Source organism: Bradyrhizobium sp. sGM-13, assembly GCF_018398875.1.
Taxonomy (GTDB): domain Bacteria; phylum Pseudomonadota; class Alphaproteobacteria; order Rhizobiales; family Xanthobacteraceae; genus Bradyrhizobium.
This window is the reverse complement of the sequence record NZ_JAGWDK010000034.1, coordinates 1-26774: the sequence shown is the minus strand read 5'-3', so window position 1 is coordinate 26774 and position 26774 is coordinate 1. Positions and strand designations below refer to the sequence as shown.

24 protein-coding genes, 1 tRNA gene and 1 pseudogene are annotated in these 26774 nt (G+C 60.9%); 18 read left to right on the top strand and 8 right to left on the bottom strand.

Annotation, left to right across the window (positions count from 1 at the left end):
- Nucleotides 1-2: 2 nt before the first annotated feature.
- The 3 genes from KJQ96_RS41485 to KJQ96_RS32220 all read right to left on the bottom strand — a co-directional run bounded on the left by KJQ96_RS41485 (nucleotide 3) and on the right by KJQ96_RS32220 (nucleotide 1121).
- The gene (locus KJQ96_RS41485; protein ID WP_213290385.1) at nucleotides 3-428 is read right to left on the bottom strand and encodes a patatin-like phospholipase family protein; all 426 of its coding nucleotides are present in this window, start codon (nucleotides 426-428) and stop codon (nucleotides 3-5) included.
- Between the two features lie 107 nt (nucleotides 429-535).
- On the bottom strand, nucleotides 536-793 hold the full coding sequence (locus KJQ96_RS32225; protein ID WP_213290384.1) for a conjugal transfer protein TraD: 258 nt from the start codon (nucleotides 791-793) through the stop codon (nucleotides 536-538).
- A 1-nt stretch (nucleotide 794) separates the two neighbouring features.
- A complete protein-coding gene (locus KJQ96_RS32220) occupies nucleotides 795-1121 on the bottom strand; it encodes a conjugal transfer protein TraD (protein ID WP_213290383.1) in 327 nt (108 codons plus the stop codon).
- 172 nt (nucleotides 1122-1293) lie between these two features.
- Between KJQ96_RS32220 and traA the strand changes: the two genes are divergently transcribed.
- The gene (gene traA, locus KJQ96_RS32215; RefSeq protein WP_213290382.1) at nucleotides 1294-4254 is read left to right on the top strand and encodes a Ti-type conjugative transfer relaxase TraA; all 2961 of its coding nucleotides are present in this window, start codon (nucleotides 1294-1296) and stop codon (nucleotides 4252-4254) included.
- A 124-nt stretch (nucleotides 4255-4378) separates the two neighbouring features.
- Nucleotides 4379-4594 carry an AlpA family transcriptional regulator gene (locus tag KJQ96_RS32210; protein ID WP_213290381.1) on the top strand — a complete coding sequence of 72 codons (216 nt, stop codon included), beginning with the start codon at nucleotides 4379-4381 and terminating at the stop codon, nucleotides 4592-4594.
- A 136-nt stretch (nucleotides 4595-4730) separates the two neighbouring features.
- Here the strand turns inward: KJQ96_RS32210 and KJQ96_RS32205 are convergent, their stop codons facing one another.
- The gene (locus KJQ96_RS32205; protein WP_213290380.1) at nucleotides 4731-5042 is read right to left on the bottom strand and encodes a hypothetical protein; all 312 of its coding nucleotides are present in this window, start codon (nucleotides 5040-5042) and stop codon (nucleotides 4731-4733) included.
- A gap of 67 nt (nucleotides 5043-5109) precedes the next feature.
- Here KJQ96_RS32205 and KJQ96_RS32200 point away from each other — a divergent pair, with 67 nt between their 5' ends.
- The 3 genes from KJQ96_RS32200 to KJQ96_RS32190 all read left to right on the top strand — a co-directional run bounded on the left by KJQ96_RS32200 (nucleotide 5110) and on the right by KJQ96_RS32190 (nucleotide 7067).
- On the top strand, nucleotides 5110-5385 hold the full coding sequence (locus KJQ96_RS32200; RefSeq protein WP_213290379.1) for an AlpA family transcriptional regulator: 276 nt from the start codon (nucleotides 5110-5112) through the stop codon (nucleotides 5383-5385).
- A complete protein-coding gene (locus tag KJQ96_RS32195; protein WP_213290378.1) occupies nucleotides 5357-6463 on the top strand; it encodes a tyrosine-type recombinase/integrase in 1107 nt (368 codons plus the stop codon). Before KJQ96_RS32200 ends, KJQ96_RS32195 begins: the two co-directional genes overlap by 29 nt.
- A 451-nt stretch (nucleotides 6464-6914) precedes the next feature.
- Entirely contained in the window at nucleotides 6915-7067 is a 153-nt protein-coding gene (locus tag KJQ96_RS32190; RefSeq protein WP_213290377.1) for a hypothetical protein, read from the top strand.
- Between the two features lie 4 nt (nucleotides 7068-7071).
- On the opposite strand, the gene KJQ96_RS32185 is transcribed toward KJQ96_RS32190, so the two are convergent.
- Entirely contained in the window at nucleotides 7072-9903 is a 2832-nt protein-coding gene (locus KJQ96_RS32185) for a DEAD/DEAH box helicase (RefSeq protein ID WP_249734781.1), read from the bottom strand.
- On the opposite strand from KJQ96_RS32185, the gene KJQ96_RS40600 reads away from it, so the two are divergent.
- The 4 genes and pseudogenes from KJQ96_RS40600 (at nucleotide 9866) to KJQ96_RS32170 (ending at nucleotide 14288) form a co-directional block, all read left to right on the top strand.
- The gene (locus tag KJQ96_RS40600; RefSeq protein WP_249734780.1) at nucleotides 9866-10438 is read left to right on the top strand and encodes a hypothetical protein; all 573 of its coding nucleotides are present in this window, start codon (nucleotides 9866-9868) and stop codon (nucleotides 10436-10438) included. The genes KJQ96_RS32185 and KJQ96_RS40600 overlap by 38 nt on opposite strands.
- Nucleotides 10435-11899, top strand: a pseudogene (locus KJQ96_RS32180) (helicase HerA domain-containing protein). The gene KJQ96_RS40600 and the pseudogene KJQ96_RS32180 overlap by 4 nt, the downstream one beginning before the upstream one ends.
- Nucleotides 11900-12250: 351 nt before the next feature.
- The gene (locus KJQ96_RS32175; RefSeq protein WP_213290376.1) at nucleotides 12251-13720 is read left to right on the top strand and encodes a helicase-related protein; all 1470 of its coding nucleotides are present in this window, start codon (nucleotides 12251-12253) and stop codon (nucleotides 13718-13720) included.
- A 40-nt stretch (nucleotides 13721-13760) separates the two neighbouring features.
- Nucleotides 13761-14288: a hypothetical protein gene (locus KJQ96_RS32170; RefSeq protein WP_213290375.1), complete on the top strand. Its 528-nt coding sequence runs from the start codon at nucleotides 13761-13763 to the stop codon at nucleotides 14286-14288.
- A 140-nt stretch (nucleotides 14289-14428) separates the two neighbouring features.
- On the opposite strand, the gene KJQ96_RS32165 is transcribed toward KJQ96_RS32170, so the two are convergent.
- Nucleotides 14429-15226 carry a hypothetical protein gene (locus KJQ96_RS32165; RefSeq protein WP_213290374.1) on the bottom strand — a complete coding sequence of 266 codons (798 nt, stop codon included), beginning with the start codon at nucleotides 15224-15226 and terminating at the stop codon, nucleotides 14429-14431.
- A 2168-nt stretch (nucleotides 15227-17394) separates the two neighbouring features.
- Here KJQ96_RS32165 and KJQ96_RS32160 point away from each other — a divergent pair.
- The 4 genes from KJQ96_RS32160 to KJQ96_RS41480 all read left to right on the top strand — a co-directional run bounded on the left by KJQ96_RS32160 (nucleotide 17395) and on the right by KJQ96_RS41480 (nucleotide 21346).
- Entirely contained in the window at nucleotides 17395-17976 is a 582-nt protein-coding gene (locus KJQ96_RS32160; protein WP_213290373.1) for a TerB family tellurite resistance protein, read from the top strand.
- Nucleotides 17977-17979: 3 nt separating this feature from the next.
- Nucleotides 17980-18699, top strand: a complete 720-nt coding sequence (locus tag KJQ96_RS32155; RefSeq protein WP_213290372.1) for a tellurite resistance TerB family protein — start codon at nucleotides 17980-17982, stop codon at nucleotides 18697-18699.
- Nucleotides 18700-20089: 1390 nt separating this feature from the next.
- The gene (locus KJQ96_RS32150) at nucleotides 20090-21208 is read left to right on the top strand and encodes a hypothetical protein (protein WP_213290371.1); all 1119 of its coding nucleotides are present in this window, start codon (nucleotides 20090-20092) and stop codon (nucleotides 21206-21208) included.
- Between the two features lie 3 nt (nucleotides 21209-21211).
- Nucleotides 21212-21346 carry a hypothetical protein gene (locus tag KJQ96_RS41480; RefSeq protein WP_256441693.1) on the top strand — a complete coding sequence of 45 codons (135 nt, stop codon included), beginning with the start codon at nucleotides 21212-21214 and terminating at the stop codon, nucleotides 21344-21346.
- A 305-nt stretch (nucleotides 21347-21651) separates the two neighbouring features.
- Here the strand turns inward: KJQ96_RS41480 and KJQ96_RS32145 are convergent.
- A tRNA-Pro gene (locus KJQ96_RS32145) sits at nucleotides 21652-21728 on the bottom strand.
- A 69-nt stretch (nucleotides 21729-21797) separates the two neighbouring features.
- Here KJQ96_RS32145 and KJQ96_RS32140 point away from each other — a divergent pair.
- Genes KJQ96_RS32140 through KJQ96_RS32125 form a run of 4 tightly spaced genes read left to right on the top strand, consistent with a single transcriptional unit; the run spans nucleotide 21798 to nucleotide 25283 of the window.
- Nucleotides 21798-22790: an L-threonylcarbamoyladenylate synthase gene (locus KJQ96_RS32140; protein WP_213290370.1), complete on the top strand. Its 993-nt coding sequence runs from the start codon at nucleotides 21798-21800 to the stop codon at nucleotides 22788-22790.
- Between the two features lie 11 nt (nucleotides 22791-22801).
- Nucleotides 22802-24229, top strand: a complete 1428-nt coding sequence (locus KJQ96_RS32135) for an FAD-binding oxidoreductase (RefSeq protein WP_213290369.1) — start codon at nucleotides 22802-22804, stop codon at nucleotides 24227-24229.
- Nucleotides 24230-24249: 20 nt separating this feature from the next.
- The gene (locus tag KJQ96_RS32130) at nucleotides 24250-24687 is read left to right on the top strand and encodes a GNAT family acetyltransferase (RefSeq protein WP_213290405.1); all 438 of its coding nucleotides are present in this window, start codon (nucleotides 24250-24252) and stop codon (nucleotides 24685-24687) included.
- Between the two features lie 14 nt (nucleotides 24688-24701).
- Complete coding sequence (locus KJQ96_RS32125; RefSeq protein WP_213290368.1) at nucleotides 24702-25283, top strand: NUDIX domain-containing protein; 582 nt, start codon at nucleotides 24702-24704, stop codon at nucleotides 25281-25283.
- Between the two features lie 156 nt (nucleotides 25284-25439).
- On the opposite strand, the gene KJQ96_RS32120 is transcribed toward KJQ96_RS32125, so the two are convergent.
- Nucleotides 25440-26207 (bottom strand): SOS response-associated peptidase, encoded by a 768-nt coding sequence (locus tag KJQ96_RS32120; RefSeq protein WP_213290367.1) that lies wholly within the window; start codon nucleotides 26205-26207, stop codon nucleotides 25440-25442.
- Nucleotides 26208-26311: 104 nt separating this feature from the next.
- Between KJQ96_RS32120 and KJQ96_RS32115 the strand changes: the two genes are divergently transcribed.
- The coding region (locus KJQ96_RS32115; RefSeq protein WP_249734783.1) for a hypothetical protein at nucleotides 26312-26774 on the top strand (463 nt) is incomplete at its 3' end.

Here is a 26774-nt window from a genome sequence, read left to right as displayed (position 1 = left end):
TTTCAGCGAGCTCGTGTCGTAGTAGCTGGTCGGCGTGTGGCCGAACCACCAGTCGGTAGTCTTTCGCGGTGCAAAAAGTTAGGCTGGCCGAACATCAGCGCATGCATTGCGCTGATCTGCTTTCCAAGGTCGAAAGGCAAACCCGCGCCGTTGACGAGATCAGAAATCCGTACGGGCCATATCGCGGACGTAGTGATCGTGCGCCAGAATTCACGCAGTTTTCCAACCCGCATTTCCGGCGAATTGCCAGCGATCAGGGCGGCATTGATTGCGCCGATCGAGATGCCGGCCACCCAGTCAGGTTTGTAGTCCGACAAGGTGAGCGCCTCGTAAACGCCGGCTTGATAGCTTCCGAGGGCGCCCCCGCCTTGCAGGACGAGTGCAACCTTCTTCGTGTATGATTCTGGCCGCAAGGCAGCTTGCTTCATGGTCCAACTCCCGGGCGAGACCCCAACCAGATTCGAGCTAGTCATCAATCTCAAAGCCGCCAAGGTGCAATCCGTCGTCGCTCGGTTGACATGCCATTGTCGCGCCATCAACGACGAGCAATTCGATCTGTCCCGTTGTGTTTCCCCGAGCCCAACTCGAACGCTTGCTTCCCTTCGGCTGCCCACAGCGCTCGCGCCTGTTCGCCCTGACCGCTTTGGAGCTTGTCGGCCATCCAGAGCAGCGCGCCGTAGATCATGGCACGGTCGTCGCCGGTCAGGTCCACGACACCTGCTTTCAGAACGAGGCCGCCGAGTTCGATGAGATGCCGCGTGCGCTTGCGACGTTCGACCTGCCATGTGCGCATGTCATGTCGCGCCCTTGCGGCCTGATGCCGGTTGCGCGCTACCCGGTTGCGCCGGAGCGCCGTCAGTGTCGCGGTGAGTTGCCGGTGCAGATCGCCGCGACCGTCCCTGAAAGAACGCGGCCCCGCGCCTGGCCCATGCCTCCCTCTTTCCGGCCTCTTTTGTCTCGGCGAGCACGATCAGCGCACCCGCCAATTCATTGGCGGTGAGTGTGTCAGCTCCGGTGGCGATGACCAGTTCTCCGATCTGTCGCACCTTTCGGGTTTTCAGCCCGCGTGCCTTGTCTTCGAGCGCTTTCAGTTCCGCGTCAAAGTCCCGTGGCTTGCGCATCATATTCTCCGTAAGCTGTCGATGGAGCGATGATAGTTCAGCAACCCGCAGAATGATGTAAGGCTGCCAGGACGGCTTGGGACGGGATAGTCCCGCCCGAGAATTTTTCGAGGGAGGGCGCGCTTATACGTCGTTCCGACGTGCGCTTTGCCGTGTCAATGATCCGGTCGCGATGGCGATCTATCATCTTCACGTCAAGGTCATTGGCCGCAAGTCCGGCGCAAGCGCGGTGGCATCCGCCGCTTACCGCTCGGGCTTGCGTCTGCGTGACGAGCGCCTCGACCGCAGCCACGACTTTACCGCCAAGCGCGGTGTCGTCCATTCCGAGATCATGCTGCCAGCAAACGCGCCGGAAGCATGGAGTGACCGCGAACGGCTCTGGAACGATGTCGAGGCGTTCGTCCGCAAGGACGCCCAGCTTGCCCGCGAGGTCGAATTCGCCATTCCACGCGAGATGACACAGGCTCAGGGGATCGAGCTTGCTCGCGACTTCGTGCAGGCCGAATTCGTAGGTTTGGGCATGATCGCCGATCTCAATGTGCATTGGGACATGGCCGAGGATGGCATGCCCAAACCCCATGCCCATGTCATGCTCACCATGCGCGCGGTGGACGAGAACGGCTTTGGCCAAAAGGTGCGGGAGTGGAATCGCACTGAGATGGTTGAGCGCTGGCGCGAGCGCTGGGCCGAAGTCGCCAACGAGCGCCTGGCTGAGCTCGACATCGACGCGCGGATCGACCATCGCAGCCTGGAAGCACAGGGGATCGCGCTGGAGCCGCAAAGCCAGATCGGCGCGCCCGCTAAACGGATCGAGGTTCGGGACATCGAAAGCGAAGGGCTCGAAGCCGACCGTGCCGAGATGCACCGCGAGATCGCGCGCGGCAATGGCGCGCGGATCATCGCCGATCCTTCCCTCGGGCTCGACGCAATCACCCAGCAGCAATCGACCTTCACGCGGCGCGATATGGCAAAGTTCGCGCACCGGCACAGCGAAGGGATCGACCAGTTCAACGACGTTTTGGGCGCGATGTGTAGCGCACCAAATCTGGCCGAACTCGGCAAGGATGGGCGCGGCGAGGATCGCTTCACGACGCGCGAAATGATCGAGACCGAACAGCGCCTGCATCGCGCGGCCGAACTGATGGCTGAACGGGAACGCCATGCGGTCGATGATGCTGGCAGACAGGCCGCGCTCCTACGGGCCGGACAGCGCGGGCTTGTGCTTTCCAGCGAACAGGCCGACGCACTGGCGCATGTCACGGACGGCCGCGATTTGGGCGTCGTGGTTGGCCATGCCGGGACGGGGAAGAGCGCGATGCTGGGCGTGGCGCGGGAGGCATGGGAGACGGCGGGCTACGAGGTCCGGGGCGCGGCGCTGTCCGGCATCGCCGCGGAAAACCTCGAAAGTGGATCGGGCATATCGTCCCGCACCATCGCCAGCATGGATCATGGCTGGCAGCAGGGCCGCGACCTGCTCACGTCGCGCGACATCCTGGTGATCGACGAGGCGGGTATGCTCGGCACGCGCCAATTGGAGCGGGTGCTATCCCATGCCGCAGAGGCGGGAGCCAAGGTGGTGCTGGTCGGCGATATCAGGCAGTTGCAAGCAATCGAGGCGGGCGCGGCGTTCCGCTCGATCCATGATCGTCATGGCGGCGCGGAAATCGGCGAGGTGCGCCGCCAAAGTGAGGACTGGCAGCGGGACGCCACGCGCGATCTGGCGCTCGGCAGGACCGGCAATGCGCTTGACGCCTACCGCTCCCACGGCATGGTGCATGAAGCTCAAACCCGCGAGCAGGCGCGCGACGATCTGATCGAGCGCTGGGACCGCGACCGGCAGGCATCACCGGATCGCAGCCGGATCATCCTAACTCATACCAACGACGAGGTTCGCGCGCTGAACGACGCGGCGCGCGAACGGATGCGGGCTGCGGGTGATCTGGGGGATGAGGTGCACCTGACGGTCGAGCGCGGCGAGCGCCACTTTGCCAGCGGGGACCGCGTCATGTTCCTGCAGAACGAGCGCGGCCTTGGCGTGAAGAACGGCACGCTCGGGACCGTCCAGCAGGTCAGCGCGCAGAGCATGGCCGTGTCCACCGACGACGCTCGATCCGTGCAGTTCGACCTGAAGGACTACAATCGCATCGACCATGGTTATGCCGCGACCATCCACAAGGCTCAGGGCATGACGGTAGACCGCGCCCATGTGCTGGCAACGCCCGGGATGGACGCCCATGGCAGCTATGTAGCCCTGTCGCGGCACCGCGACGGCTTGGAGCTGCATTATGGCCGCGACGATTTTGCCAATCAGGACCGGCTCACCCGTACCCTGTCGCGCGACCGGGCCAAGGACATGGCCTCGGATTACGAGCAGCGCGATCCGGCACAGAGCTATGCCGAACGACGTGGGTTCACCTTCCGCGAGCGCGTGGCCGAGATCGTGCGGAGGGTCGTACCCGAGAGGGTGCGCAATATGTTCGATGGCCTGCGCCCGTCTGCCGAAGCTGTGCCTGGCACAGGCGGCGCGCGGAGGCCGCAACGGGAAGCGCCGGCAAGGAAGGTGGTGGAAGACCCGGAAGCGGCGCTGCGTAAGGCCCGCACCAAGGCTCTCATCCGTCATGCCCGAGCTGTGAATGCGATCTTCGATATGCAGGACCAAGGCGGCGAGGCAAGTCCCGAGCAGGTGAAGGAATTGCAGGAGGCCCGCAAGGTCTTCGAGGAGGTGCGGCCCTACGGCTCGCACGACGCCGAAGCGGCCTACAAGAAGAACCCGGTACTCACCCTTGAAGCCGCTTCGGGCAACTCCGCCCGCGCCGTCCGCGCGCTCCAGCTCGAAACCGAACTGCGCACCGATCCGGGCCGCCGCGCCGACCGTTTCGTGGAACGCTGGCAGAAGCTCGACCACACCAGCCAGCGTCAGTATCAGGCGGGCGACATCGCCGGCTACAAGGCGGCGCGCTCGGCGATGGGCGACATGGCAAAAAGCCTCGAACGCGATCCGCAACTGGAATCCATCCTCGCCAACCGCAAGCGGGATCTCGGCATCGCGTTTGAATCAGGCCGCCGGCTGGGCCAGGAATTGGCCTTCACTCACGGCATCGACCTCGGCAGAGGCCGGGGCATCGGAATTTGATCCATCTGCCGCCGTCTCTACGCCACACTATGACGAGTCGAACACCCCTCTTGCCCACCTGCAACTGTTTGTCCTGTCTGGTCTCAGCAGCCGTCAGAAACAGCCGGCAGGAGGCAGCGCGGCCATGCGCGAACCAGAGCGTATCATCCGCTTGAGGACCGTTCTTTCCCGGACCGGGCTGTCCCGGTCCACTATCTACCGCAAGATCGCCGAGGGCACATTCCCGCCGCAGATCAAGATCAGCGTCAACGGGAGCGGCTGGCATGAATCCGACATCAACCGCTGGATTGCCGATCCCGTCGCATGGCGCCCGAAGCACGAGCTCGATGCGGCCAGATGACGTCAGCGGTCGGCTTGCTGCCGGCGACAGTGAACCGGACCGGCGTCAGGCCGTAAAGGCTGACGCTATCGCGCCCCCGCTTCGCGGCTTCGGCCTTGACGGCCTGACGCCGTCCCGGTTTGGGCTCCCCGTGCAGCTAGACTAAGGGTACGATTTGGAAGCGCGGTGGTGCTTCCAATCGGGAACAGAGAGGCAGCGGAGCGTACGGCGTCATACCTAATAGTAATCTCGGTTTTTGCTGACCACAAAATTGCGGTTTATCAGCTGCTTGGTCGTCTTCTTGGATGCCGGCCAGGTCGCATTGATATTCGAGCGTGAGCCCAGCAGGCAGGCTCTCATCAATCGCGGATGCCGGCGCATCAACGTGGCGCAATCTCTGGCCGATTTGTACGCCATAACACGCCAGAGCATCCGAACGGACCGCTTGCCCTTTTGCTTGCATCAGCATCTCTGGTTCATGCTGTTCGAGATTCTCGGATCGGCAGAATCGAGATCGCCCGGCACAGGGTATAGCGATGCCAAGGCAGACAGCGCTCCCGCCATCACTTGCCCCCCGACTCATCAGTCGCGAGGCTGCTGCCGCCTATATCTGCGTGTCACCCAACACGTTCGACGCGATGGTGAAGAACGGCCAAATGCCCCGAGCAAGATTGTTCGGCAAACGACGGCGAGCTTGGGACGTGCGCCAGCTTGACATTGCCATTGATGAATTGCCGTTCGATGGCAATAATACCCGCGTTGACGAAACGTGGAGCGATGTCGATGCCCCGGAAGCTGCCCCTTCACGTTGAGCGCAATCACGTCAAGGGCCATACGTACCTATCTTTCCGTCGCGGCAAAGGACCTCGCATTCGTTTGCCGAACGATCCCACGAGCGAAGAATTTTTGGCGGCCTACCAAGCCGCACTGCTTGGCCAGCCCGCACCGGTTCGAGATCGGTTTGTACCGGCGGCGCCAGGTACTATTGCTGCGCTCATTGCCTCCTACATGAAGAGCGCCGAATATGTCGGCCTCCGCGATACGAGCAAGGCAGGCTACATTAGCCGCCTTGAGATGCTCCGCACCGAACACGGTCATCGCACTGTCGCCGGGCTCTCGCGCGAGCGCATCATAACCGGCATTCTTCAGCCCTACGCTGATCGCCCCGGAGCAGCGCTCGACACTCTGAAGAAGCTCCGGATCCTGATCCGTCACGCGATCAATATCGGATGGCTGAAGCACGATCCGTCATTGGGCATCAAGCGGCCGAAGATCAAAAAAATTCGGTCATGGACCGATAGCGAAATTGAGCAATTCAAAAAGCGCTGGCCGCTCGGCACCAAACAGCGCACGGCGTTTCATCTTTTCCTCAATCTGGGACAGCGCCGCTCCGACGTAGTGCGGATGGCGCAGACGCATGTCACGCCCGAACGCAAGATCAGGATAAAGCAACAGAAGACCGGGCGCGAGCTTCTCATTCCGTTGCATCGGGACACGATCGAAGCGCTCGACGCTTATGACATGCATCACATTGTGATCATTACGACTGCTTATGGCAAACCATTCACCGTCGACGGTTTTAGTGGGTGGATGCGGGACGCTATCTCCGAGGCCGGGCTGCCTCTCGATTGCAAGCCGCACGGCCTACGGAAGGCCGCCGGACGTTTGCTCGCCGAAGCCGGCGCGACGGCGAAGATGATCATGTCGATCCTCGGACACACAACGCTCGCTGAAGCTGAGCGCTATACGGAAGAGGCTGATCAGGCTGGTCTCGCGGAAGACGCAGTGATCAAGCTTGAAGGACACAGGGCGAACAGGATTGCCCAAACTACTTCTGTGGGTTTGGGGAAAACGCCGAAAACGAGAGGAAAATCAGAGCGGCAGGAATAAGGCTGGCGCTCCCTAGGGGAATCGAACCCCTGTTTCAGCCTTGAGAGGAGCTATCCCGAGGCGCACCGCATTCTGCGTGGAAGCAAAAGATCAGAATGGAGAGACTTAGCGAACATGAGCAAGCGTCGGAGTTTTTGAATAGCGCTCGTAGACCGTTTTGCCCAACGAGGCCAAATGAGCACGTGGACGGCAGACCACTAACTTGCAAACAGCGCTTCTGGTCCTCCGATTTGCACGCTAAAGCGCGCGGGAGTTACCGGCGGCATCAAAGAACCTTTTATTTGGTACCGGCGATGTAGATCAACGCATCCTACGCAATGGAGCGAGGCGCAGATTGCGCCGGAACAAGTCAGCAGAACCTCGTCAGCCAGGGTCGCGCCATAGAATGCCCATCTCGCTCAGCGGGGCTTGATCCAATTGTGGCGGAGTCATCGGAGCACATGCAGGGATCATGGTTGACAATGATAACAACAAGCGGCGCCGGCTCGTCGAATTCAAGGACGGTTGCCGCTATGGCAAATTCGGAAAGACTAAGGCTTATGAGCTGATCGCCCACGAGAGGATCAGGGCCTACAAGATGGGAGGCGTTATGGAACGGCTCTAGCGAACTACTCGTCTAACAACTCAAGGAAGTCGCTTATTCGTTCGAACGGCTTCGCATTGCGATTGCCAATATAGACCACACGATCGCCATCGCGCTCAAGCGACTTCGCTCTCGACTTGCGAAGCCGACCAGGGAGGAACGTCGCCGCAACAGCCTCGGGGCCGACGTCGAGCCTCATAATGCCGCGCCGCTTGCAATCGAGCCTAAGCCTCGCCGCCGCGAAAAACTCGCACGCGGCCGGCGGCAGCCTGCCGAAACGACGTGCGGTTTCGTCCTCCAAATCCTCCAGATCATCCTCGGTGCGGCATCTGGCAATACGACCATAGATTTCCAAGCGAACAGCGTCCGACTGTACGTAGCCCGTGGGCAGCATATCGGCGATCGGCAGGTTCAGATCAGGCACCCACAGATCGGCGCCACCGTCGGCGCCCTTCTCCGACGCCCGCTTGAGAAGATAGCTATAGAGCATTGGCCCGAATACCTGCAGATGGCCAGATTGCTGTTCGGAGAAGAGGTCTCCGACGCCTCGGAGATCCAGATCACGCTCGCTGATGGCAAAGCCGGCGCCGGGCTTGCTGAACTCTTCCAGCACGGCCAAACGCTTCTCGGATTGTTCGGAGTTCGATTCGGTCAACAAATACGCGAAAGCACGCGTGCCGCCTCGTCCGACGCGCCCCCTTAGCTGATGTAGCTGCGACAGACCAAACTTCTCCGGCCAGCAGACGACGATGGTGTTCGCCCGGGGAATATCGAGGCCACTCTCCACGATATTGGTCGCGAGGAGTACGTCCGCTTCACCTTCGACGAAGCTCATCATTCGATCGTCGATATCTTCGGCAGGCAACCGACCATGGAGACACACGATGCGAAGGTCCGGAGCCGTCAACTTCACCCTTGCCAGCATCGGCTCCAAATCCTGGATACGGGGGCAAATCAGGAAGCTCTGCCCGTGGCGCCTCTGCTCACGCAGCAAAGCCGCGGCGATCGCGGCGTCCGATAGCGGAGCAACCTTCGTGACGATAGGCAGCCGATGAACCGGCGGCGTAGCAATAACGCTCAGATCCCTAAATCCTGCAAGACCCGCCGCCAGCGTGCGCGGTATCGGCGTGGCGCTCATCCAAAGGGTATGAACGCCCTTCGCAAGGCCTGAAAGTTTCGCCTTCTCCGCCGCACCAAAGTGCTGCTCCTCATCGATGATGACGAGGCCGAGGTCGGCAAACCTCACGTCAGTCGAGGCGAGAGCTTGTGTGCCAACAACGACTTTCAGTTTGGCGCTACGGAGTTTTTCTTTCGTATCTCTTATCTCCGCTGCCGACGCAGCCCGCGACAGATTCGCCACCTCGATTCCGAGCGGGCCGAACCGCTTGCGAAACGTCTCGACATGCTGTCTGGCCAGGACGGTGGTCGGAACCGCAACAGCGACCTGTTTTCCAGACAGCGCGACAGCTGCCGCCGCCCGCAAGGCGACCTCAGTCTTGCCGAAGCCGACATCACCGCAGACCACCCGGTCCATCGGATGACCAGCGGCCAGATCGTCCAGCACGTCCCGGATCGCCTTGGCCTGATCAACCGTCGTGAAATAGGGAAAGCGCGCGACGAATCTTTCATAGGCCGGCCCCGGAGCGACCAGCTTGGGAGCACGCCGGCGCCGTCGTTGGGCGATATGTTTCGCAAGCTGCCTGGCCGCTGCTTCGATTTCCTGCTCAGCCTCGCCACGCCTGTTCCACCACGTGCTGCCATCGGCCTTGTCTAACGTGAGCTTACCGGGCTCTGCAGCGTAGGGCCAGATCAAGGCGAGATCGGCTGGCGGAACAAGCGCAGCATCATCCCCGGCGAATTCGAGCCTGATCATCTCGCGGCTTGTGCCGTTGCCCATGTCCACGGTCTGCAAACGACTAAGCAAAGCCAAGCCACGCTGGAGATGAACGACGGCCGCGCCGCGCTCGGGAATATCCGGGTGATCGAAGGCGCCTGTCCAGGCTTTGGCCATCGGTTGCGGATGGTGGGCGCGGCTACCGAGCACGTCAGACGCGGTCACAACCAGGGTCGGCTTTTTGCCGGGAGCGAAAAAGCCAGCGTCGAAGTCGGCCAACAGCGCGCCCTCGCGATTTCTGGCCTCCGCCGCCTCGTCCCAATTGGCGAAACGCTCCGCCCTGACCCCACTCATGCGCTCCATCGCGCGCAGATCGTCTTCGACCGCGGCGACGAAGAGCAAACGAGATCCGGCGCTTTCCGCGTCGGCTACGAACGCGCGAAACGCTTTCCTCGGCGCCGCCACCTTCGAGAAGTCGGGTGTGGCCACAAACGCCGCCTTGGCAGGCAGCACACTCATGCGCTTCTTCAGTTTCTTCCAGTCCCCTCGCCCCAGATACTCGCGTTCTGAATCCCTGCGGCCAGCTGCCTCCTCGATCGTACTCAGCCAGCTGTCGGCGTGGGCCGGAACTTTTGCATCCGCGATCCATCGTGCCCGATCGCAATAGTCCGGGAAGGTAGCCCGCTGCGCCCGGTTGCCGCCCAACGCGAGGCGTTCCGACATCGGATCGATAATCAGTTCCTTGAAATCGGATATGACGTCATGCTCATCCGGGTCGACGGCAACAATTCTGCGGATCGCACCGCCGGAATGCTCGATCCGGTACGGCCCGAGAGCACCCGCCGGGAAGATCTCGAATGTCTTGCCGTGAAAGAGCGCGGTGCCTGGATATTCTGCCTCTTCGTCGAGATCGTAGCCCAATTTCTCCATGCGGCCCGCGAGGTCCTGCTCGGCATACGACGCTTGCACCTTGAGGCTTAGGCTGATGCGCGACCAACTCGCCGGCAAGGGCAGCCGCTCCATGATCGCCTCCGCCGTCGAGACGAGCAAGATGGGCTTCTTTCTTCTGGCAAGACGGCGCAAGACCGAACTCCGCCGGCCGGCGATCTCGCGCGACGGTTCCAGCCCATCGAACGGCAACGTGTTCAATCTGGGGAATACGAGAACATCGAGCGATGGATCGAGTGCATGGACGATGCCGCCGAGCCGCTCGGCCTTGTTCTCGTCTTCAGCGAGAAACACTAACCCGTCGCGACCGGACTTTTTCCACTGCTCGCGAAGATGGAGCGCCAACATGCCGAGGGGCGAGGACGTCGAGATCGCGAAACCAGCGGATTTTCTGCCTTTCTTGGTCGCGCTTTTGCTGGTCGCGCCGCGGGCGCTGACCTTTTTGCTTTTCTTCACGAGACTTCCATTGTCATTCGAGAGCCTAGGTGCTGCGAATCGCCGGCAAAATGCAAGTTATCCACTTTCTAGCTTCCTTGGATTGCCGCGCTCGACCCGATGCGAGCAGATTGATAGATCCGCTTTCCAAGGTGAGATTTCAGTCGGAATATGACCGTTGCCATCGAGATTGGTCGGACCGCAACGGGAGAGTCGGCGTCATTAGACCTTGAGGAACTTCGGGCGACACGTCTGCTTGTGCAAGGCAATTCCGGGTCCGGCAAGTCCCATCTTTTGCGCCGGCTGCTTGAACAAAGCGTACCTTGGGTACAGCAAGCGGTCATTGATCCCGAAGGCGACTTCGCTACGCTGGCGGAGCAGTACGGTCACGTCGTCATTGACGCGGAGGAACACACCGAGCGCGGCCTACTGGTGGCGGCTGAGCGTGCCCGCGTCCATCGGGTCTCCACCATTCTAAATCTGGAAGGACTCGACGTCGATAACCAGATGCGGCGTGCTGCGGCTTTTTCTTGGTGGCTTGTTCGATGTTGCACGGGATCATTGGTGTCCGATGCTAGTGGTTGTCGACGAGGCTCAGTTGTTTGCGCCGGCTGTGGCCGGCGAGGTTTCGGACGAAGCGCGCAAGTTGTCCCTTGCCGCTATGACGAACTTGATGTGCCGCGGCCGCAAGCGCGGACTTGCCGGGCTCATAGCGACACAACCGCTTGCGAAGCTTGCCAAGAACATAGCCGCCGAAGCAGCCAACTTCCTGATGGGCCGGACGTTCCTTGATATCGACATGGCGCGAGCCGCCGATCTCCTCGGCATGGAACGCCGCCAAGCGGAGGTCTTTCGCGATTTGGATCGCGGCCTTTCACGGCGGCCGATGAATGTGCGAATAGGTCCGACGGAGACGCACTCGCGACATGCCTCTCCGCGACTGATGCCGCTACCAGAAGTCAGAATGGACGGCGCGCGCGACATCATCCTGGCCGCGCCGCCACCGGAGACAAACCGGCCTGCCCGGCGTCCGTCCACAGGCATTGCCAGCCAACTGATGGCAGCAAAGGAGATAACTCCTGAAACGATCGAGCAGCCACTCACCGCCGAACAACAGCTGGAGTTGCGTCAGCAATTGGACCGCATTCTCGGCGCAATTCTGGCAGAGCCCGACGCCGATTTCAGACCTGTCGGCATTCTTTATCAGGAGTTTGCTGTCCGCTGCCGGATCGAGGGTCTCGGCTCGGCGGCCCCCAATCTCAGTATGTTCCGGCGTATGCTGACATGCGCCAAGGCCGGTCTTTCCGCCAATACCGAAGCGGACGGTCCCTGGAAGGAAGTCTCGGGTCGCGCCGACCTTCTTCCGGAAGACATGCAGGGCGTATTCCTGATGATTGCGCATGCTGCACGGGAGAACTTGCCGTGTCCGAGCGATATGACAATTGCTCGTGTTTACGGCACGCACTCAATTCGCCGTGCACGACGCGCGTTGGCTTACATCGAAGATCAGGGACTTCTGGTTTCTCAGCTCGACGGCATGGGCCGAAGAACAGTGACACTGGTCGAACCAGCCTGGACGACAGCACCGAGCGATCCAAGCGGCGTCGAGGTGGCCAACGAAAGCTGCGGGCTCTAGAGAAGAGGTTCCTTTTCGCCGAGGCAGGCATAAACGCCAAGTCGTATGGTTTGTGTTCGCAGTCAATGGCTAACTGCCTCACTGAGCCGTTGCATAACTGCTCATTACGCAATTGCACGCCCCTGCCCTCAACTGCTTGTAATTTCCTTATCAGTTGCTAGACGAATTCGAATCTCGCGCCAACGTTGCATACGACTTTGAGCGGTTGCCATGCGAGCGTTCTGCGCCGGAGAAGTTGCGGGATAACGCCGCGCCGAAGAGGTGTGGAAGCACTGCCGAAAGCTCGCCCCGGAAATGAAGCCTGTGCTTGTCTATTCGGGTCCTGGACGCAAAGCGGCGAATATAAAGGCCATGGCGCAGCTCTACGATCGGAGCGCGAGCGGGTCTCGAATTGTCGTCTGTGTGGACATGCTCGGTGAAGGGGTGGACCTGCCAAACCTCAAGATTGCGGCCCTCCACGACACGCACAAGTCGCTTGCAGTTACGCTCCAGTTTATCGGTCGCATCACCCGCAAGGGCGCGGATGCGACCATCGGTGAGGCGACCGTCGTCACCAACATCGCCGATCCGGAAGCCGAGAAAAAACTGGGTGACCTCTACGCCGAGGGAGCGGATTGGGACAAGATCATCAAGCGTCTTAGCGAGGAGCGGATCGAGCAGGAGCTTTTGCTGCAGGACGTGGTGGCCGGCCTCAAGGGCAAAGGCACCCTGCATGATCAGCTGTCGCTTTGGAACCTGCGGCCCCGCTCAACTCAAATCTACCGCACAAGCTGCCTGGAGTGGACGCCGACGCTTTATACAAAGGTGCTGAAATCAAAGGACCAGACCTGGTACGCACTGGACGAAGCCGAGAACCTGATGGTGGCGGTCGTCCACCGTGAAGAGGCGGTGGATTGGGGTAACTATCAGACCTTGGAAGAGACCGCCTACCATCTTCTGGTGATGTGGTGGGATCAACCTAACAACGCTCTTTTTATCTACGCGAGCGATTACGAGGCCCTGCGGACCGAACAGCTCGCATCCGTCGTAACAGGGGACAGCGCTCGCCTTCTCTCCGGCACGCCGATATTCCAGATTCTGAATAACGTCGAGCTACCGCTGGCCAAGAGTCTGGGCTCATCGCGCGTCGGCGCGATCAGCTTCACGTCATACTTTGGACCCAACGTCACGGAAGGCCTAGCAAGCATCGAGAAGGCCGAATCCGAGCTGAACAACATCGCTTGCATTGGATATGAGAACGGCGATCGCGTGCTCTGGGGCGGCGCCAAACGCAAAGGCAAGGTCTGGCAGCAGAGGGCTGGCACCCTCGCCGAATGGGTGGAATGGTGCAAGCAGACGTGGAAGAAGGTTTCTGCAGAGAAAGCATCCGCGCCCAACATCACTGAAGACTTTCTGAGGCCTTTCCGGCTGACGTCGCACAACTCGTACCCGATCGCAATCGAGTGGGGTGAGCACGCCCAGAACGCTTTTTCGGATCAGTTTGTGGACTTCGGCCCCGCGGCCGTTCCGCTGTACCTGGTCGATCTGGACGTTGACGCCGTGCAAGCCGATGGTTCGATCGACATCCGCCTTTCGTCAGAGACGCTGAGCGCGACCTACCGGTTGAGCATCTCGGGCAGCTTTCCGGCCGGCTACCGTCATATCAAGGTCTCGGGGCCCGATGTCGGCTTCAAAAAGAAAAACAAGGATGTCGTGCCGCTTGACGAGCATCTTGCGGTTGATCCATTTATCGTGAGGTACGCTGACGGGACCTACTCCTACAATTGCTATCACATTCCGACCAGCCTGAATGCGGGCCGCTTCCCGCGCCGGGCGGCTTGAATCCTGGCCATGGAAGAGTATCCCGCTGAACCGGGAATCCATGGGCAAGACCCGCGCTGCGGACACCATCCAGCACTACGCCTTTCAGCGTCTCAAGGCCGAATTCGACCTCATCTTCAATGACGATGGTTCGGGTGAAGCCGCCGACCTCGTCGGGCTGAAAGAGGTCGACGAGAAGACCATCCGCCTCTGCCTGATCCATTGCAAAAAAGCGCATAAGGGCGTGATTTCGCAGGATATCCAGAATTTTTACGTCCTTTGCGGACAGGCGCAGAAAAGCGTGACCGTCAAGCACCACGGCATGTCGCGACTCTACAACGATCTCAAGCGCCGGCACGAACTCTGGATGAAGGACGGGGTCTCTCGCTTCCTCAAGGGCGATATCAAGCAGTTGGCTCACTTCAGGGATAAATCCCGGCGCGCAGCTATCGAGTTTGAAGTCATCATCGCGCAACCAGGTGCATCTGCGGCTACACTCAACGACGATGCGCTGCTGCTCCTCGGGACGACGGAGTTGTACCTGAAGAAAACGGCGGCCGCCGGTTTCCGCGTCGTCGTGTCGCCGTAGCGCGTCTCTGGTCAGGCGAGCGCGGCCTCACTGAACTGTTCCGCAAGCCTTTGCGCCTCGGCATCAACTAAGCCCACCAGACTGCCTCTGGGCCTCTTTGATGGCGGCCATGAGCTGGAAGGCAAAATCGGTCATGAAAATCACGTTAAGCGAATTCCAGAACGAGCGGTACACGACGATACCGTGAATGGCCGCGTCCGATTGGGGACGGGGTCTTGCTGAAGCTGCAAGCGGTTCTTCTCGTCGACATGGACGTACAAGTGATCGGCTAGGTGATCGAACAGGAGAAGCGCGAAATACCCGTTCAACCTTGTCTTGCTGAGGGGAAGGTCGAGAGCCGGCTCCACCATGACTTTTTTCATGTTGACTGGGCCTGCCCTATTGCCCTCGAACTCAACACGGGCAACACGCTCGATTTCCGGCAGTAGAAGCCGGCAGACCGCCCGGTAGTGGCCGTTGCGGTGCGCCTCCAACGCCTCGGCCATAACCGCCTTCGCTTCATCATCGATATCGAAGGAGTTCACGCGCTCCCGGATGCCTTCGCCGATGCGTTCCCAATTCTCGGTGTAGTGCTGTTGGAGTGATGACCTCAGCACGTCATCGTCTTGCTCGGTCAGCAAGGAAAGTGGTATCGAGCGATGAGGCAGAAGACCAATTCGCTCAAGCGCGCGCTTCTGAAATTCGAGTTCAGCTAGCTGCTTGAAAATTTCCAGCTGCTCGGCGGAAGGGACCAAAAACTGGAACGATGAACGGATATTTTTGGCAGCATCGTTGAACTGATCAATGACGGACTGCGGCGGTAGCGCAATTTGCCGCATCTGCCATTGTAGGTCGGCCATGGGCTGCATTTGCCGGGTTATCTGCCTCTGCCATTCAGGAAAGACAGTCAGCGCATTCTTCCGCATTTCTGTGAATGCCGACAGATCGACCTGCGGCACTTGGAGCGCCTCCACCTTCGGTATAGCGCTCAACGGGGGCTAAGGCCATCGATCTTTTTTAGTTGGGAGGCCGCTTTGAAGATTGCATCCAAGTTGGAAGGGATCTTCGGGAATTTGGGGTCTGGCATAGATCACACCTAGGATTCGCACCAACGGTGATACATCACGCCTGGCACGCCGTCGCACGTAAGAATGCAGTCCAGCTGGCTCCGGTACCGGCAACCCTACCACTCAGTGCAGATCGAAATTGTCTCCGCGAAAAGTCTCCCCAAAACGGGAATTTTCCGCGTTTGGGCTGGAGACTTCGACAAATTCTCGCCAAAGTTGCTAACTCGGGCCAACCAGAGACTCGCGCGACAGCGCGAACCCAGCAAATGCAGGTATTTCGCGCACAAATTAGCCAAAATCTAAGGTCGAGTGACTGCTTGGCTGGGGCGGTAGGGATCGAACCTCCGCATGGCAGAATTCGATTTTGTTACTGCATCAGCCGAACCGCACCAGTTTCGCACCAGAAACGACGCAAACAGAACGCAACGAACGCGATCGAAACAGATCGAAAATTCAGCAAAATCAACGGATCCAATCGATCTCCTGCCGCTCATAACGGTCTGATTGCAAGTTTCGAGGCTCGCTTATTTTCAAGTGGTTAGGGCAACTCTATGTCGGCGGCACTTGGTGAGCGCACCAGTTTCAGCGGGATCGTCTCCTTCTTCCGACCCGAACAGAACTGAGAGTTCTACAGGAGCGCTCCCTGAATTGGTTGGGCGACGCCTTGCATCGGGAACGCAATTGATCCAGCGATTTTCGCCTTCATCCTGTTCACACTCCAAAGTTGCCGAATTCCGCACGCCCAAGACGCGCTACTATTCACCTTCGTTCTTTGTTTGCTCCCATACCGGTACCGACTTCGGTCAAAGGAGTGAGAAGTGACGCGGAGTTGCGGAGCCGAGCCGCCAAGAGCTGAATTGTCCAAGTCGATGTCGGTCTGCGCGTGAAGGGCTTGAGTGATGTCGGCACGCTCTCCCCTTCCCGCCCGCTATCCCGCCGGCGCATGGCCTGCGGCGATGCGTGCCGACATGGCCGCCGCATACCTTGATTACGGTGATACTGGTGAGTTGGCGCGCGGCGTGCGCCGCGGCGAAGCGCCTCCGCCGACCGGCTATCATGGAGTTGGCCGCTCGCGAGAACCGATCTGGTCGAAGACCACCATTGACAACTTCAGCGAGCCGGATTCCGATGGTCTAGGACGACAACAAAACTTGGCCTCCCTCGTATGAAACCGCCTCGCACTGCGCGGCGTTATTTCCGGCGCAAGCCATTGAAAAATGGGCGATGGGCATATTTCCTTGAGCCGCCGAGTTGGGCACGCAAGCAGGGATGCCAAATTGAGGCTGAAGCGTTGGGGCGAGATTACTCGGCCGCCGTGGAGCGAGTTGAAAAACTTCTTGCTTCCCGCGATCGCGCGGCCTGACCGACATGGTGCCGGCGGCAGTGCAGCGCGGCTCTTTCGACTGGCTGGTATCCGTCTTTAAGGCTCACCGCGTTTGGAAGGAAATCGACCACAAGACGCAGCGCCTCTACGAACAAGGGTTGTCCCTCGTCGGGAACTACATTTTGAAGGACGGAAGCCGCGTTGGTGCGAAGCAACTTGCAAGTTTCTCCAAAGGCTTCGTGGATGCGACAAACTGGTCTCTGTCGCCGCGATCGATAACGAGGGAAAGCCGATCAAGGACGCCAGCGGCAACCCGGTCATGCGCGAGCGCCGGCGGTTCGCGAACGCAGCTATGCAGGCGATCCGCGGTGGCGAGCGGCGTGGCTTAAGCTATCAAGCTGAAGAAATGGGGAGCTAGTGCTGGCCGCATGGGAGAGAGCTGTGCCTTTCTTTAGAACGTCAGTGTGGCTTGCGACATTTTTCCGCGACAGGTGGTCGCATTCCTCCGCCTTGATTGCAGCTGTCCACGTTCTACCTAACTGTAGAGCTAACAATCGAATCCGGGCCCCTCTGGCGAGGACGCCGCTTTGGTCGGTCAACCTCGTGATGTCGGATCACCTATCCTGCGCCAGACGCGTTGGATCGGCCGACCACAGGGCCCAAACATTTGCATTCCCTGATCAGGCGATTCAGAGCTTCCGGCGCGCATAAGCAGCCTACGTTGAGGAGCAACTTTATGCCTAGCAGGGAACCGCGTGCCGATACCCGAGGCGAGATCATCGGGCCTTCCGAGCGTGACCAAAGGGCTGCAGCCGCCCTCGTGACAGCAGGCGCTCTCGTCGCGATTGCCGACAAGCAGGCAGACACGACGGAACGCAAGGAGTTCATGCGCTACATCAACGATCGGCAGCTCGTGCCCACGATCGCAGAGCCCGACGTCGCCAAATTGTTCGACGAGCGCGTACGCCGCCTCGAGCAGCCGGACTTTGCGAACGTGGCTATCGAGGCGCTTCGGCCCGTATCAGAACTGTCTCTCGCGCCGCACATCATCGAGCTTGCGGAGCGAGTGGCCGCAGCGGACCGTTACATGCATTCGCACGAATGGCAGGCGATCAGGCTCATCAGGCTGATCACGATGTCCCTTCCGCAGCCGAAAGTGATGATTTCCTCGCCCGGATCACCGGGAACTACGCCGGCCCCTCGTGAAGTCGACGAGCACAGCACCTGTCGCGAATCGAACCCGGTGTTGAGGCGCCGATCCCGCGTATTCGTGCAGACGTGCTCCCTCACATCATCAACCGATCACAACAAGGAGTAGAGAATGGACCCGACTAAACTGCTCGACCAATTCCTCGGCGGTAATGCGCAGGGAATGCTGCATCAGACTGGCGGCAAGGCCAGTCAGGCAATGGACCGCATAGGGGGCCTTGGCGGGTTGGCCGGCGGTGCAGCAGCCGGCGGCCTGCTGGCGCTGCTGCTCAGCAACAAGAAGGCGCGCAAGATGGCAGGTGGTATCGTTGGCTACGGCGGCGCTGCAGCGCTGGGCGCACTTGCCTACAAGGCCTACGAGAACTGGAGGCAAGGCCAGAACGCTGCATCGGCACCGGTCGCTACGCCTTCCGAGATCCAGCAGGCCGATCCCGCGTTCCTACCGGCGGCCAGCCCCGCCGCGAACGGCCAACCCTTCGAACTCGCGCTGATGCGCGCGATGATTGGCGCCGCCAAAGCCGACGGTCATGTCGACGGGGCGGAGCAGAGGCTCTTGTTTGAGCATGTCGAAAAGCTCGACCTCGATGCCGAGGCGAAAGCCTTTGTCTTCGATGCGTTGGCCAAGCCGATCGACATCGGGGACATCGCCGCCGCCGCGCAGAGCCAGGAACAGGCAGCCGAGCTCTATCTCGCTTCGCGCCTCGCGATCGATCCCGACCAAGCGGCTGAGAAAGCTTATCTGGAAGCACTGGCGCATCGGCTGAAGCTGCCAGCTGAGTTGGTCAGCCATCTCGATCGACAGGCCGTAGCCGCGCTGCCGGCACCCGCCTGAGTCAACGTCGAGGCAGGCGCCTGGATTAATCGCCCGTGTCGAACTCGTCACGGGGCCGGCTGCGCCGTTCTCGGCCCATGCCGGCGGCGCGCCTGAGTCATCAGGAAAAGTTGCGCTGCTGCAAAAGGCATTGGAGTGGGCAGTATCGGGCACACTCTAAATCAATCATGCGGCCCCTTCGTCCATCTAGATGAGGGAAGGACCGAATCTATCGCTCGAGCTTGCCCTCGCAATCTCCCACCCATTGGTCTGGTACCTGGCTCAACGTAAGCGACCAGCGCTCGCCCTATGCAGCAGCGCAGCCGAGCAAAGTCATCGTTTCTTCAGCGTAGGCGCGCGACAAGATTCGAGCGCGGCCGCCCGCCTCGCTCTGAAATTCGAACAGACCTTGGCTAGTGACCACATCAATTGTCTTGCCTTTCAACAGTGGCGGTAGCCAGCCGAAACAATCCGATCAAACGGTCGCAAGGGTTTGGGGAAAGGTGGTAGCGGGGGAGCGCTACCAACCCCTACCAGAATTTTTCGTTTTGGCACGCAGGCGCTGAGTTCTCCACTTCCGACAACTGAGGTCGGGTCATCCTTCGGGCGTATCTTCTCAGCTCTCGGGAATTATTGTCGTGCGCGTCGCTCGACCTCGCGCCGCCTAGTCCTGCTTCAGAGACTTGCTTACTCTGGCGCTCACAAGATTTTTCTTGATCTCCCGGTGCACACATGGTGCACACGCAGCCCTCTAACCATTTGAAACGACTAAACTCTCGCTCCAATCCATCACTGGACGCATCGCAGCGCCATCCCTGATCGTCATCTGCTGAGACCTGTCTAGGCTGCATTCAGCACCGCGAACTGCTGAGCTATGGCGCGATGTAGCCCTTCACATCATCGAGCGGCTGGTTGGTCGCTCTTCGTCAAAAAAGACCGTTTGAAATCAGCTGCTCAAACGGTTTTCTCTCGCTAAGGCATTGATTTGGTGGGCGCACCAGGGCTCGAACCTGCGACCCGCTGATGAAGCGCCTTCATCGTCCCAATTGCACTCCAAAGTCGCCGATTGCCGCACCAGCCAAGGCTTCAAGCTTCGCGAAGAGCAGATTTCGCGTACACGTTGGATAGACGGCCGAGGCAAAGGTCTCGCGAATTCATGAGCACCGCTTCCAATCATGCGCAAGCGTAACACCGACAAGCTTGCCCGCGCGAAAGCACGACCCGATCCCGCCCAATGGGGCGAGGACGAAGTAATGACCCTTGTCGAGGCTGCTGCCGTGTTTTTCCCACAAGGTCCACTGACATTATCATCATTGCGCAGGGCAGCGGCCGCTGGGACTCTTGAAATCGCCAAAGTGGCAGGCAAGGATTTGACCACACCTCGCGCTATCCGCAAATTGGTCAAGCCGTCATGCCGGGTCGTAAAGCCAAGCCCCCACGCCTCTGGTTCAGAGAGGACGATGAAACCTGGATCATCCTCGACCGTGGCCGGCAAATCCGCACAGGCTGCTGCCGCGACGACATTGACGGAGCTGCGAAGGCGCGCGAAACCTACATCGGCGGGCGGCATACCAGTACGATCGGAGCAACCGACCCTAGCGTCCTCGCAATAGCCGACGTTCTTACTGCCTATGAAATTTCAAAGCGGCCTAAGAATAAGAGCGACGAACGCGCGTGGGCGCAGCATGATCTGCTGCTCATTCGTTTGCTCGACCTCAACAATTTCTTTGGCGACAAGACCGTCAGCGAACTTAAAGCCCAGCTCTGTCGCGACTTTGTCGACTGGTCTACCGGCACTGCAAATGACAACAATAGGAGAGCCGGCATTAACCCGCGCAACGGGACCGTCTCCGATCAAACCGCGCGACGCCGGCTTGAAGACTTGCGAGCTGCGGTGAACGCCTACCACGCCGAGCACACGCTCAGCGTGGTTCCGAAGATCACTCTTCCCACCAAAGCAGAGGGACGACACCGCTGGCTGACGCGCAATGAGGCCGCGCGCCTGCTCGGTGCAGCAATCGGCTACGTTTGGGACGCTGAGCAGGAGACGTGGAAGCGCAGGGACAATGGCACACTCGTGCGCCGGGAACGGTGGATCATTCGCCGTCGCTATCCTGCGGTGCGCTTCTGCCTAATTGGCATCTATAGCGCTCGTCGCGAAGAGACCATCCGGCGCACCCAGTGGCTGCCAACAACGACTCATCCGTGGATGAACCTGGACGCGATGGTCTACCAGGGCAAGGGTGCGCTGGAGCGATCAACCAAGAAGCGGCGGCCGCCGGCAAAGATCGCCAGCCGCCTGCGCCCCCACCTAGTTCGTTGGCGCAGGATCGACAACGCTCGGTCGGCAGAACTCCGCGCCGCTGGAGTCATGAGGGACGGTGAGCAAATCCGGTTTGTCGTGAACCGCATGCACGACGGGCAGCCGCTAGCCGGGAAGATAAGGTCAGCCTGGGAAGGCATTCTGGAGGATGCGGGGCTGGGCGATGACGTCGTCCGGCATTCGCTACGCCACACAGCGGCGACCTAGCTGATGCAGGCGGGCGTGGACATGTGGGAAGCCGCCGGCTGGCTTGGAATGACGGTTGAGCAATTGGAGGCCAATTACGGCCATCACCACCCGGACTTCCAGGAACAGGCGGCGGAAGCGTTTGGGGGAAGGCGCTAAGCTGGCCGCTATCCGCCGCGTGTTATTCGTGCCTTACTTAATGTCAGCCAAAATCAGCTCATAGGTCCGGAGTGAGGACTTGTGGTGCTTGATCATGTCCTGCGTGGCATCGCGCCAAGGGCCGCTTCCCTCACGTTTCCCGATCGTCATTTTTCCGGCTTCGAGCGGCTCAAGATCGTCCGCGGATCTGCCCTTCGACGTCCTTGGCACACGCCTCGAAATCGACGGGCATGGCTGCCGCGCCGCAAATCGTTGCGCATTTCATTGCGCACGAAAAACATCGAAACTATAAGTACTTGAAAGGATGGTCGGAGTGGCAGGATTCGAACCTGCGACCCCTGCGTCCCGAACGCAGTGCTCTACCGGGCTGAGCCACACTCCGACTTGGAACGCGGCTTATAGCCTTGGGTTTCGGCGACCGCAAGCAGCCGAATTAAGGAAATTAATCACAGTGAATGTTGGCCTGAAAACCCAGATTCTGCCCGCCGGCGAGGCCGCCGTGGCGGCTGCCGCGCGTGCCCTTTCAGAAGGCGGGCTGGTGGCGTTCCCGACCGAGACGGTCTACGGCCTCGGCGCCGATGCCACCAATCCGGCCGCGATCGCCCGCCTCTACCAGGCCAAGGGCCGGCCGGCGTTCAATCCGCTGATCGCCCATGTCGGCGACGTCGCCGCCGCGCGGCAGATCGCCCGGTTTGACGCGGCTGCGACGGCGCTGGCCGAAGCGTTCTGGCCCGGCCCGCTGACGCTGGTGCTGCCGAAGACGGAAGGTTGCGCAGTCGCCGATCTTGCGACCGCCGGCCTCGATACGGTCGCGGTCCGCATTCCGGCCCACAGGATCGCGCGCGACATCCTGCGAGAGTTCGGCGGCCCGGTGGTCGCACCGTCCGCGAACATTTCGGGCCATGTCTCGCCAACAACTGCAGCCCATGTGCAGAGTGACCTCGCGGGGCGGATCAACCTGATCGTCGATGGCGGTGCGGTCGAGGTCGGCGTCGAATCGACCATCGTCGGCTGCCTTGACGCGCCGATGCTGCTGCGCCCCGGCGGCCTGCCGCGCACCGAGATCGAGCGCGTGCTGGGCCGCGCGCTGCTGCAGCCGCCGGCGGACACTGAGAGCGAAAGCGGCCAGCCGCTGGCGCCGGGCATGCTGGCCTCGCACTACGCGCCGCGCGCGCGTGTGCGGCTCAATGCGGTTGCGCTCGAGCCGGGCGAAGCATTGCTCGCGTTTGGCCTCGGAGCAATTTCGGGAATTGACGCCGCCTCTCATGTGATGAATCTGTCGGAGCGTGGCGATCTCGACGAGGCCGCCGCCAACCTGTTCGGTCATCTTCGCGCGCTCGACAGCAAAGGCGCGCGCACCATCGCGGTGATGCCAATTCCCGACGAAGGATTGGGCGAAGCCATCAACGACCGGCTGCGCCGCGCAGCGGTGGGGCGGGAATGAAAGAGAAGAAAATGAATATCGTTCAGGGTTCCGCGCCGCCGCTTCCCGCCGAGCTGATAGCAAAATTTCGCGCCATCGTCGGCGACAAATATGCAGTTACCGATGCCGCCGATATTGCGCCCTACGTCACCGAGGAACGCGACCTGTTCCACGGCCGCTCGCCGCTGGTGCTGCGGCCGGGCTCGACGGCAGAAGTGTCCGCGATCTGCAAGCTCGCCAGCGAACACAAAATCGCGCTGGTGCCGCAGGGTGGCAACACCGGGCTGGTCGGCGGGCAGACGCCGCACAATGGCGAGGTCGTCGTCTCGCTGCGGCGGCTGGACAAAATTCGCGAGATCGATCCCGCCTCCAACACCATGACGTGCGAGGCCGGCGTGGTGCTGCAGATCGCGCAAGCTCGCGCGGCGGAAGTCGATCGCCTGTTCCCGCTCTCGCTCGGTGCGGAAGGAAGCTGCACCATCGGCGGCAATCTCTCCACCAATGCCGGCGGCACGGCGGCGCTGGCGTACGGTGTGGCGCGCGAGATGGCGCTCGGGCTCGAAGTCGTCCTGGCGGACGGCCGAATCCTGAACGGATTGTCCAAGCTGAAAAAGGACAACACCGGCTACGATTTGCGCAACCTCTTCATCGGCGCCGAAGGCACGCTCGGCATCATCACCGCGGCAACGCTAAAACTGTTTCCGAAGCCGCGCGCGGTGGAGACCGCTTATGTCGGTCTCCAATCCCCGGCGCAGGCGCTAAAACTGTTGTCGATCGCGCAGAACGAGGCTGCCGGCAGCCTGACCAGCTTCGAATTGCTGGCCGACATCGCCGTCGATTTCAGCCTGCGTCACGGCATCGACATCCGCGATCCGCTCTCGACCAAGCATCCTTGGTATGTGCTGATGGAATTGTCGTCCTCGCGCGACGACGCGCGTGACGCGCTGGAAGCGATCCTCGCCAAAGGCATGGAGGAAGGCATCGTCGATGATGCCGTGATCGCGGCCAATCTCTCGCAGCGCGCCGCGTTCTGGAAACTGCGCGACGAAATGTCGGCCGCGCAGAAGCCGGAAGGCGGCTCGATCAAGCACGACATCTCGGTGCCGGTCGCGGCGGTTCCCGCCTTCATCGAGGAGGCCAATGCGGCGGTGGTGAAGCTCATTCCGGGCTCGCGGCCGGTGCCGTTCGGCCATCTCGGCGACGGTAACATCCACTACAATGTCAGCCAGCCGATCAGCGGCAACACCGCCGATTTCATGTCGCGCTGGCATGAAGTCAACGAGGTGGTGTTCGAAATCGTGTTGCGGATGGGCGGATCGATCTCCGCCGAGCACGGCATCGGCGTGCTCAAGCGCGACGAACTGCCCGACGTCAAGGACAAGGTCGCGATCGAACTGATGCGCGGCATCAAGGCGATGCTCGACCCGCTCGGCATCATGAATCCGGGCAAGGTGCTGTGACCGTATCAGCGACGAAGCCCGTGCCTGCGCTCGCCATCACCGACATCGCAGATGCCGACGTCGCGGCTGTGATCGCGCTGTGGCAGGCCAGCGGCCTGACGCGGTCCTGGAACGATCCCGCCAGCGATATTGCGCTGGCTCGCCGTGGACCGCACTCCACGGTGCTGATCGGCCGCGACGGTGGCGCGATTGCCGCGACCGCCATGGTCGGCCATGACGGGCATCGCGGCTGGGTCTATTACGTCGCCACCGATCCCGATCGCCGCGCGCAAGGCTATGGCCGCGCCATCATGAACGCGGCCGAGGACTGGCTGCGCGCAGCCGGCATTCCGAAACTGCAATTGCTGGTGCGGCCGGAAAATTCTGATGTCGCCGCGTTCTACCAGTCGATCGGATTCGGCGAACAACAGATCCTGTTCTTCGCCAAATGGCTCGACGGCCGCGAGCCGCCGCGGTGAGCTGAAGGATTGCCATGAGCCTCGCAGATCGTGTCCGCGTCAAGAACGTCAGCGTGCTCTCCGACCGGCACTATCGGTTGGAGGAAGTCGAGTTCGACTATCGCCGCGGCAACGGCCAATGGCAGACGATGAAGCGCGAGGTTTTCGACCGCGGTCACGCCGCCACGCTGTTGGCGTACAATATCGCAACCCGCACCGTCGTGCTGACGCGGCAGTTTCGCCTGCCGCCCTATCGTGCCGGTCACGACGATCTCATGATCGAGGCCGCCGCCGGCATGCTCGACGACGAGACTCCCGAGAATCGGATTCGTGCGGAGGCGGAGGAGGAAATCGGCTATCGATTGCACGATGTGCGCAAGGTATTCGAGGCCTTCATGAGCCCGGGCTCGGTTACCGAGAAACTGCACTTCTTCGTCGCCGAATACGAAGCTGCGATGCGGGTCGGCGACGGCGGCGGATTGGCCGACGAAGGCGAGGACATCGAGGTGTTGGAATTGCCGATCGACCAGGCACTCGCGATGATATCGGACGGCCGCATCGTCGACGCCAAGACCATCATGCTGTTGCAATACGCAGCGCTGAATATTTTTCGGTGAATGACTCTATCAACTTGTCGTCCCTGCGAACGCAGGGACCCATAACCACTGATCTTATTGTTGAGAAATGCCGTGGCCACGTTCCCATTCACAACCGATATTTGTGGTTATGGGTCCCCGCGTTCGCGGGGACGACGACGGAGAGAGCATCACGCCTCAAAACAACGAGCCCTGTCCGTCATCCTCCGGCACCGCCGAAGCCACCTTACGCGGCGCAGCTCGCTTCGCAGGCTTCGGCTCCTCCGCTGCGCGCTGCTCGTCCGTGATCGGCAGCAGCAATTGCGCGTCGTCATTGACCACGCGATTGACGCGCGTGGAAATCTCGTGCCAGGCGAACTCGCCCTCAACAGGCCCGCGCAGCAGCGGCATGACATCCTCGGCGTCGTGGATGCGGCCGTCGAGCCAGCGCTCGAATTCGTCAGGCGCGATCGTCACGGGCACGCGGTGATGCAGCGTGGCGAGATCGCGGCTGGCCGGTGCGGTGACGATGGCAACGCCGTCGGTCTCCTCGCCATTCGGCCCCATCCAGGTCTCCGCGAGCGCAGCAAAGCCAACGGGACGGCCGTCGCGGCGATGGATGAAGAACGGTCGCTTGCGGCCGCCGGCGTCGTGCCATTCGTAGTAGCCGTCCGCCGGGATCAGACAGCGCCGCCGCTTGATGGCGTTTTTGAATGCGGGCTTGTCGAGCACCGTCTCCGAGCGCGCGTTGATCAGGAGCGTAAATTTACGGGGATCTTTGACCCAGGACGGCACCAGGCCCCAGCGCATCAGCCGGAAGTGGCGGCCGCCATTTTCGCGAATCACCACCGGAATCGGTTGAGTCGGCGCGATATTATACCGCGGCGGGAAATTGGGCTGCTCGATATAGCCGAAAATTTGCCGGAGCGCCTCCGGCGGCGAGGTGATGACGAAGCGTCCGCACATTATCTGACCAACATAAGCTTCCGTTTAATGGGTGTTAACCCCAGATGTTAACAGTGCGGTGGATGACCTCCATGGCCGCCACAGAAGTGCGATCCGATTGCGCGATGCGACCATCGACGGGCCGGATAGACGAGGCCCGCGCGGAGCAATTGCGCGCCGCCAACATCAATCCCCGCACCGGGCTCGCCACCGACTATCTGAATCATTTCAACGAAGCCATCATGCTGCTCGAAATGGTTCCGGACATGCCGGAATGCGCCGAGGATTTTCTCACCTGGACGCCGCTGTCCTACGCGGAGCATTTCTGGGCCTCCAACTTCAAGGCTCGCGACCTCGCGATCGAGGCCTATGAATGCGCCGACCCCAAGGTCCGTGCCGATTTCGACAAGCTCACGGCGACCATGACCTCGATTCTGACCGCGGTGGGCAAGGCGATGCGCGAGGCCCAGCAGGATAAAACCCGCGCCACGCTGGCCGAGCAGGCCACCGCCTGGGTCAAGCCGCTGGTGGCGCTAGCCCGGATATCTCACAGCATTAGGCGCATCGGGGCGCCGAATCAGCGAAAGT

Excerpts from the sequence above, each read along its gene's own strand:
- KJQ96_RS41485 (WP_213290385.1), bottom strand. The coding sequence starts at position 428 with ATGAAGCAAGCTGCCTTGCGGCCAGAATCATACACGAAGAAGGTTGCA.
- KJQ96_RS32225 (WP_213290384.1), bottom strand. The coding sequence starts at position 793 with ATGCGCACATGGCAGGTCGAACGTCGCAAGCGCACGCGGCATCTCATC.
- KJQ96_RS32220 (WP_213290383.1), bottom strand. The coding sequence starts at position 1,121 with ATGCGCAAGCCACGGGACTTTGACGCGGAACTGAAAGCGCTCGAAGAC.
- traA (WP_213290382.1), top strand. The coding sequence starts at position 1,294 with ATGGCGATCTATCATCTTCACGTCAAGGTCATTGGCCGCAAGTCCGGC.
- KJQ96_RS32210 (WP_213290381.1), top strand. The coding sequence starts at position 4,379 with ATGCGCGAACCAGAGCGTATCATCCGCTTGAGGACCGTTCTTTCCCGG.
- KJQ96_RS32205 (WP_213290380.1), bottom strand. The coding sequence starts at position 5,042 with ATGCTGATGCAAGCAAAAGGGCAAGCGGTCCGTTCGGATGCTCTGGCG.
- KJQ96_RS32200 (WP_213290379.1), top strand. The coding sequence starts at position 5,110 with ATGCCAAGGCAGACAGCGCTCCCGCCATCACTTGCCCCCCGACTCATC.
- KJQ96_RS32195 (WP_213290378.1), top strand. The coding sequence starts at position 5,357 with ATGCCCCGGAAGCTGCCCCTTCACGTTGAGCGCAATCACGTCAAGGGC.
- KJQ96_RS32190 (WP_213290377.1), top strand. The coding sequence starts at position 6,915 with ATGGTTGACAATGATAACAACAAGCGGCGCCGGCTCGTCGAATTCAAG.
- KJQ96_RS40600 (WP_249734780.1), top strand. The coding sequence starts at position 9,866 with ATGCGCGACCAACTCGCCGGCAAGGGCAGCCGCTCCATGATCGCCTCC.
- KJQ96_RS32185 (WP_249734781.1), bottom strand. The coding sequence starts at position 9,903 with ATGGAGCGGCTGCCCTTGCCGGCGAGTTGGTCGCGCATCAGCCTAAGC.
- KJQ96_RS32175 (WP_213290376.1), top strand. The coding sequence starts at position 12,251 with ATGGCGCAGCTCTACGATCGGAGCGCGAGCGGGTCTCGAATTGTCGTC.
- KJQ96_RS32170 (WP_213290375.1), top strand. The coding sequence starts at position 13,761 with ATGGGCAAGACCCGCGCTGCGGACACCATCCAGCACTACGCCTTTCAG.
- KJQ96_RS32160 (WP_213290373.1), top strand. The coding sequence starts at position 17,395 with ATGCCTAGCAGGGAACCGCGTGCCGATACCCGAGGCGAGATCATCGGG.
- KJQ96_RS32155 (WP_213290372.1), top strand. The coding sequence starts at position 17,980 with ATGGACCCGACTAAACTGCTCGACCAATTCCTCGGCGGTAATGCGCAG.
- KJQ96_RS32150 (WP_213290371.1), top strand. The coding sequence starts at position 20,090 with ATGCCGGGTCGTAAAGCCAAGCCCCCACGCCTCTGGTTCAGAGAGGAC.
- KJQ96_RS41480 (WP_256441693.1), top strand. The coding sequence starts at position 21,212 with ATGCAGGCGGGCGTGGACATGTGGGAAGCCGCCGGCTGGCTTGGAATG.
- KJQ96_RS32135 (WP_213290369.1), top strand. The coding sequence starts at position 22,802 with ATGAATATCGTTCAGGGTTCCGCGCCGCCGCTTCCCGCCGAGCTGATA.
- KJQ96_RS32125 (WP_213290368.1), top strand. The coding sequence starts at position 24,702 with ATGAGCCTCGCAGATCGTGTCCGCGTCAAGAACGTCAGCGTGCTCTCC.
- KJQ96_RS32120 (WP_213290367.1), bottom strand. The coding sequence starts at position 26,207 with ATGTGCGGACGCTTCGTCATCACCTCGCCGCCGGAGGCGCTCCGGCAA.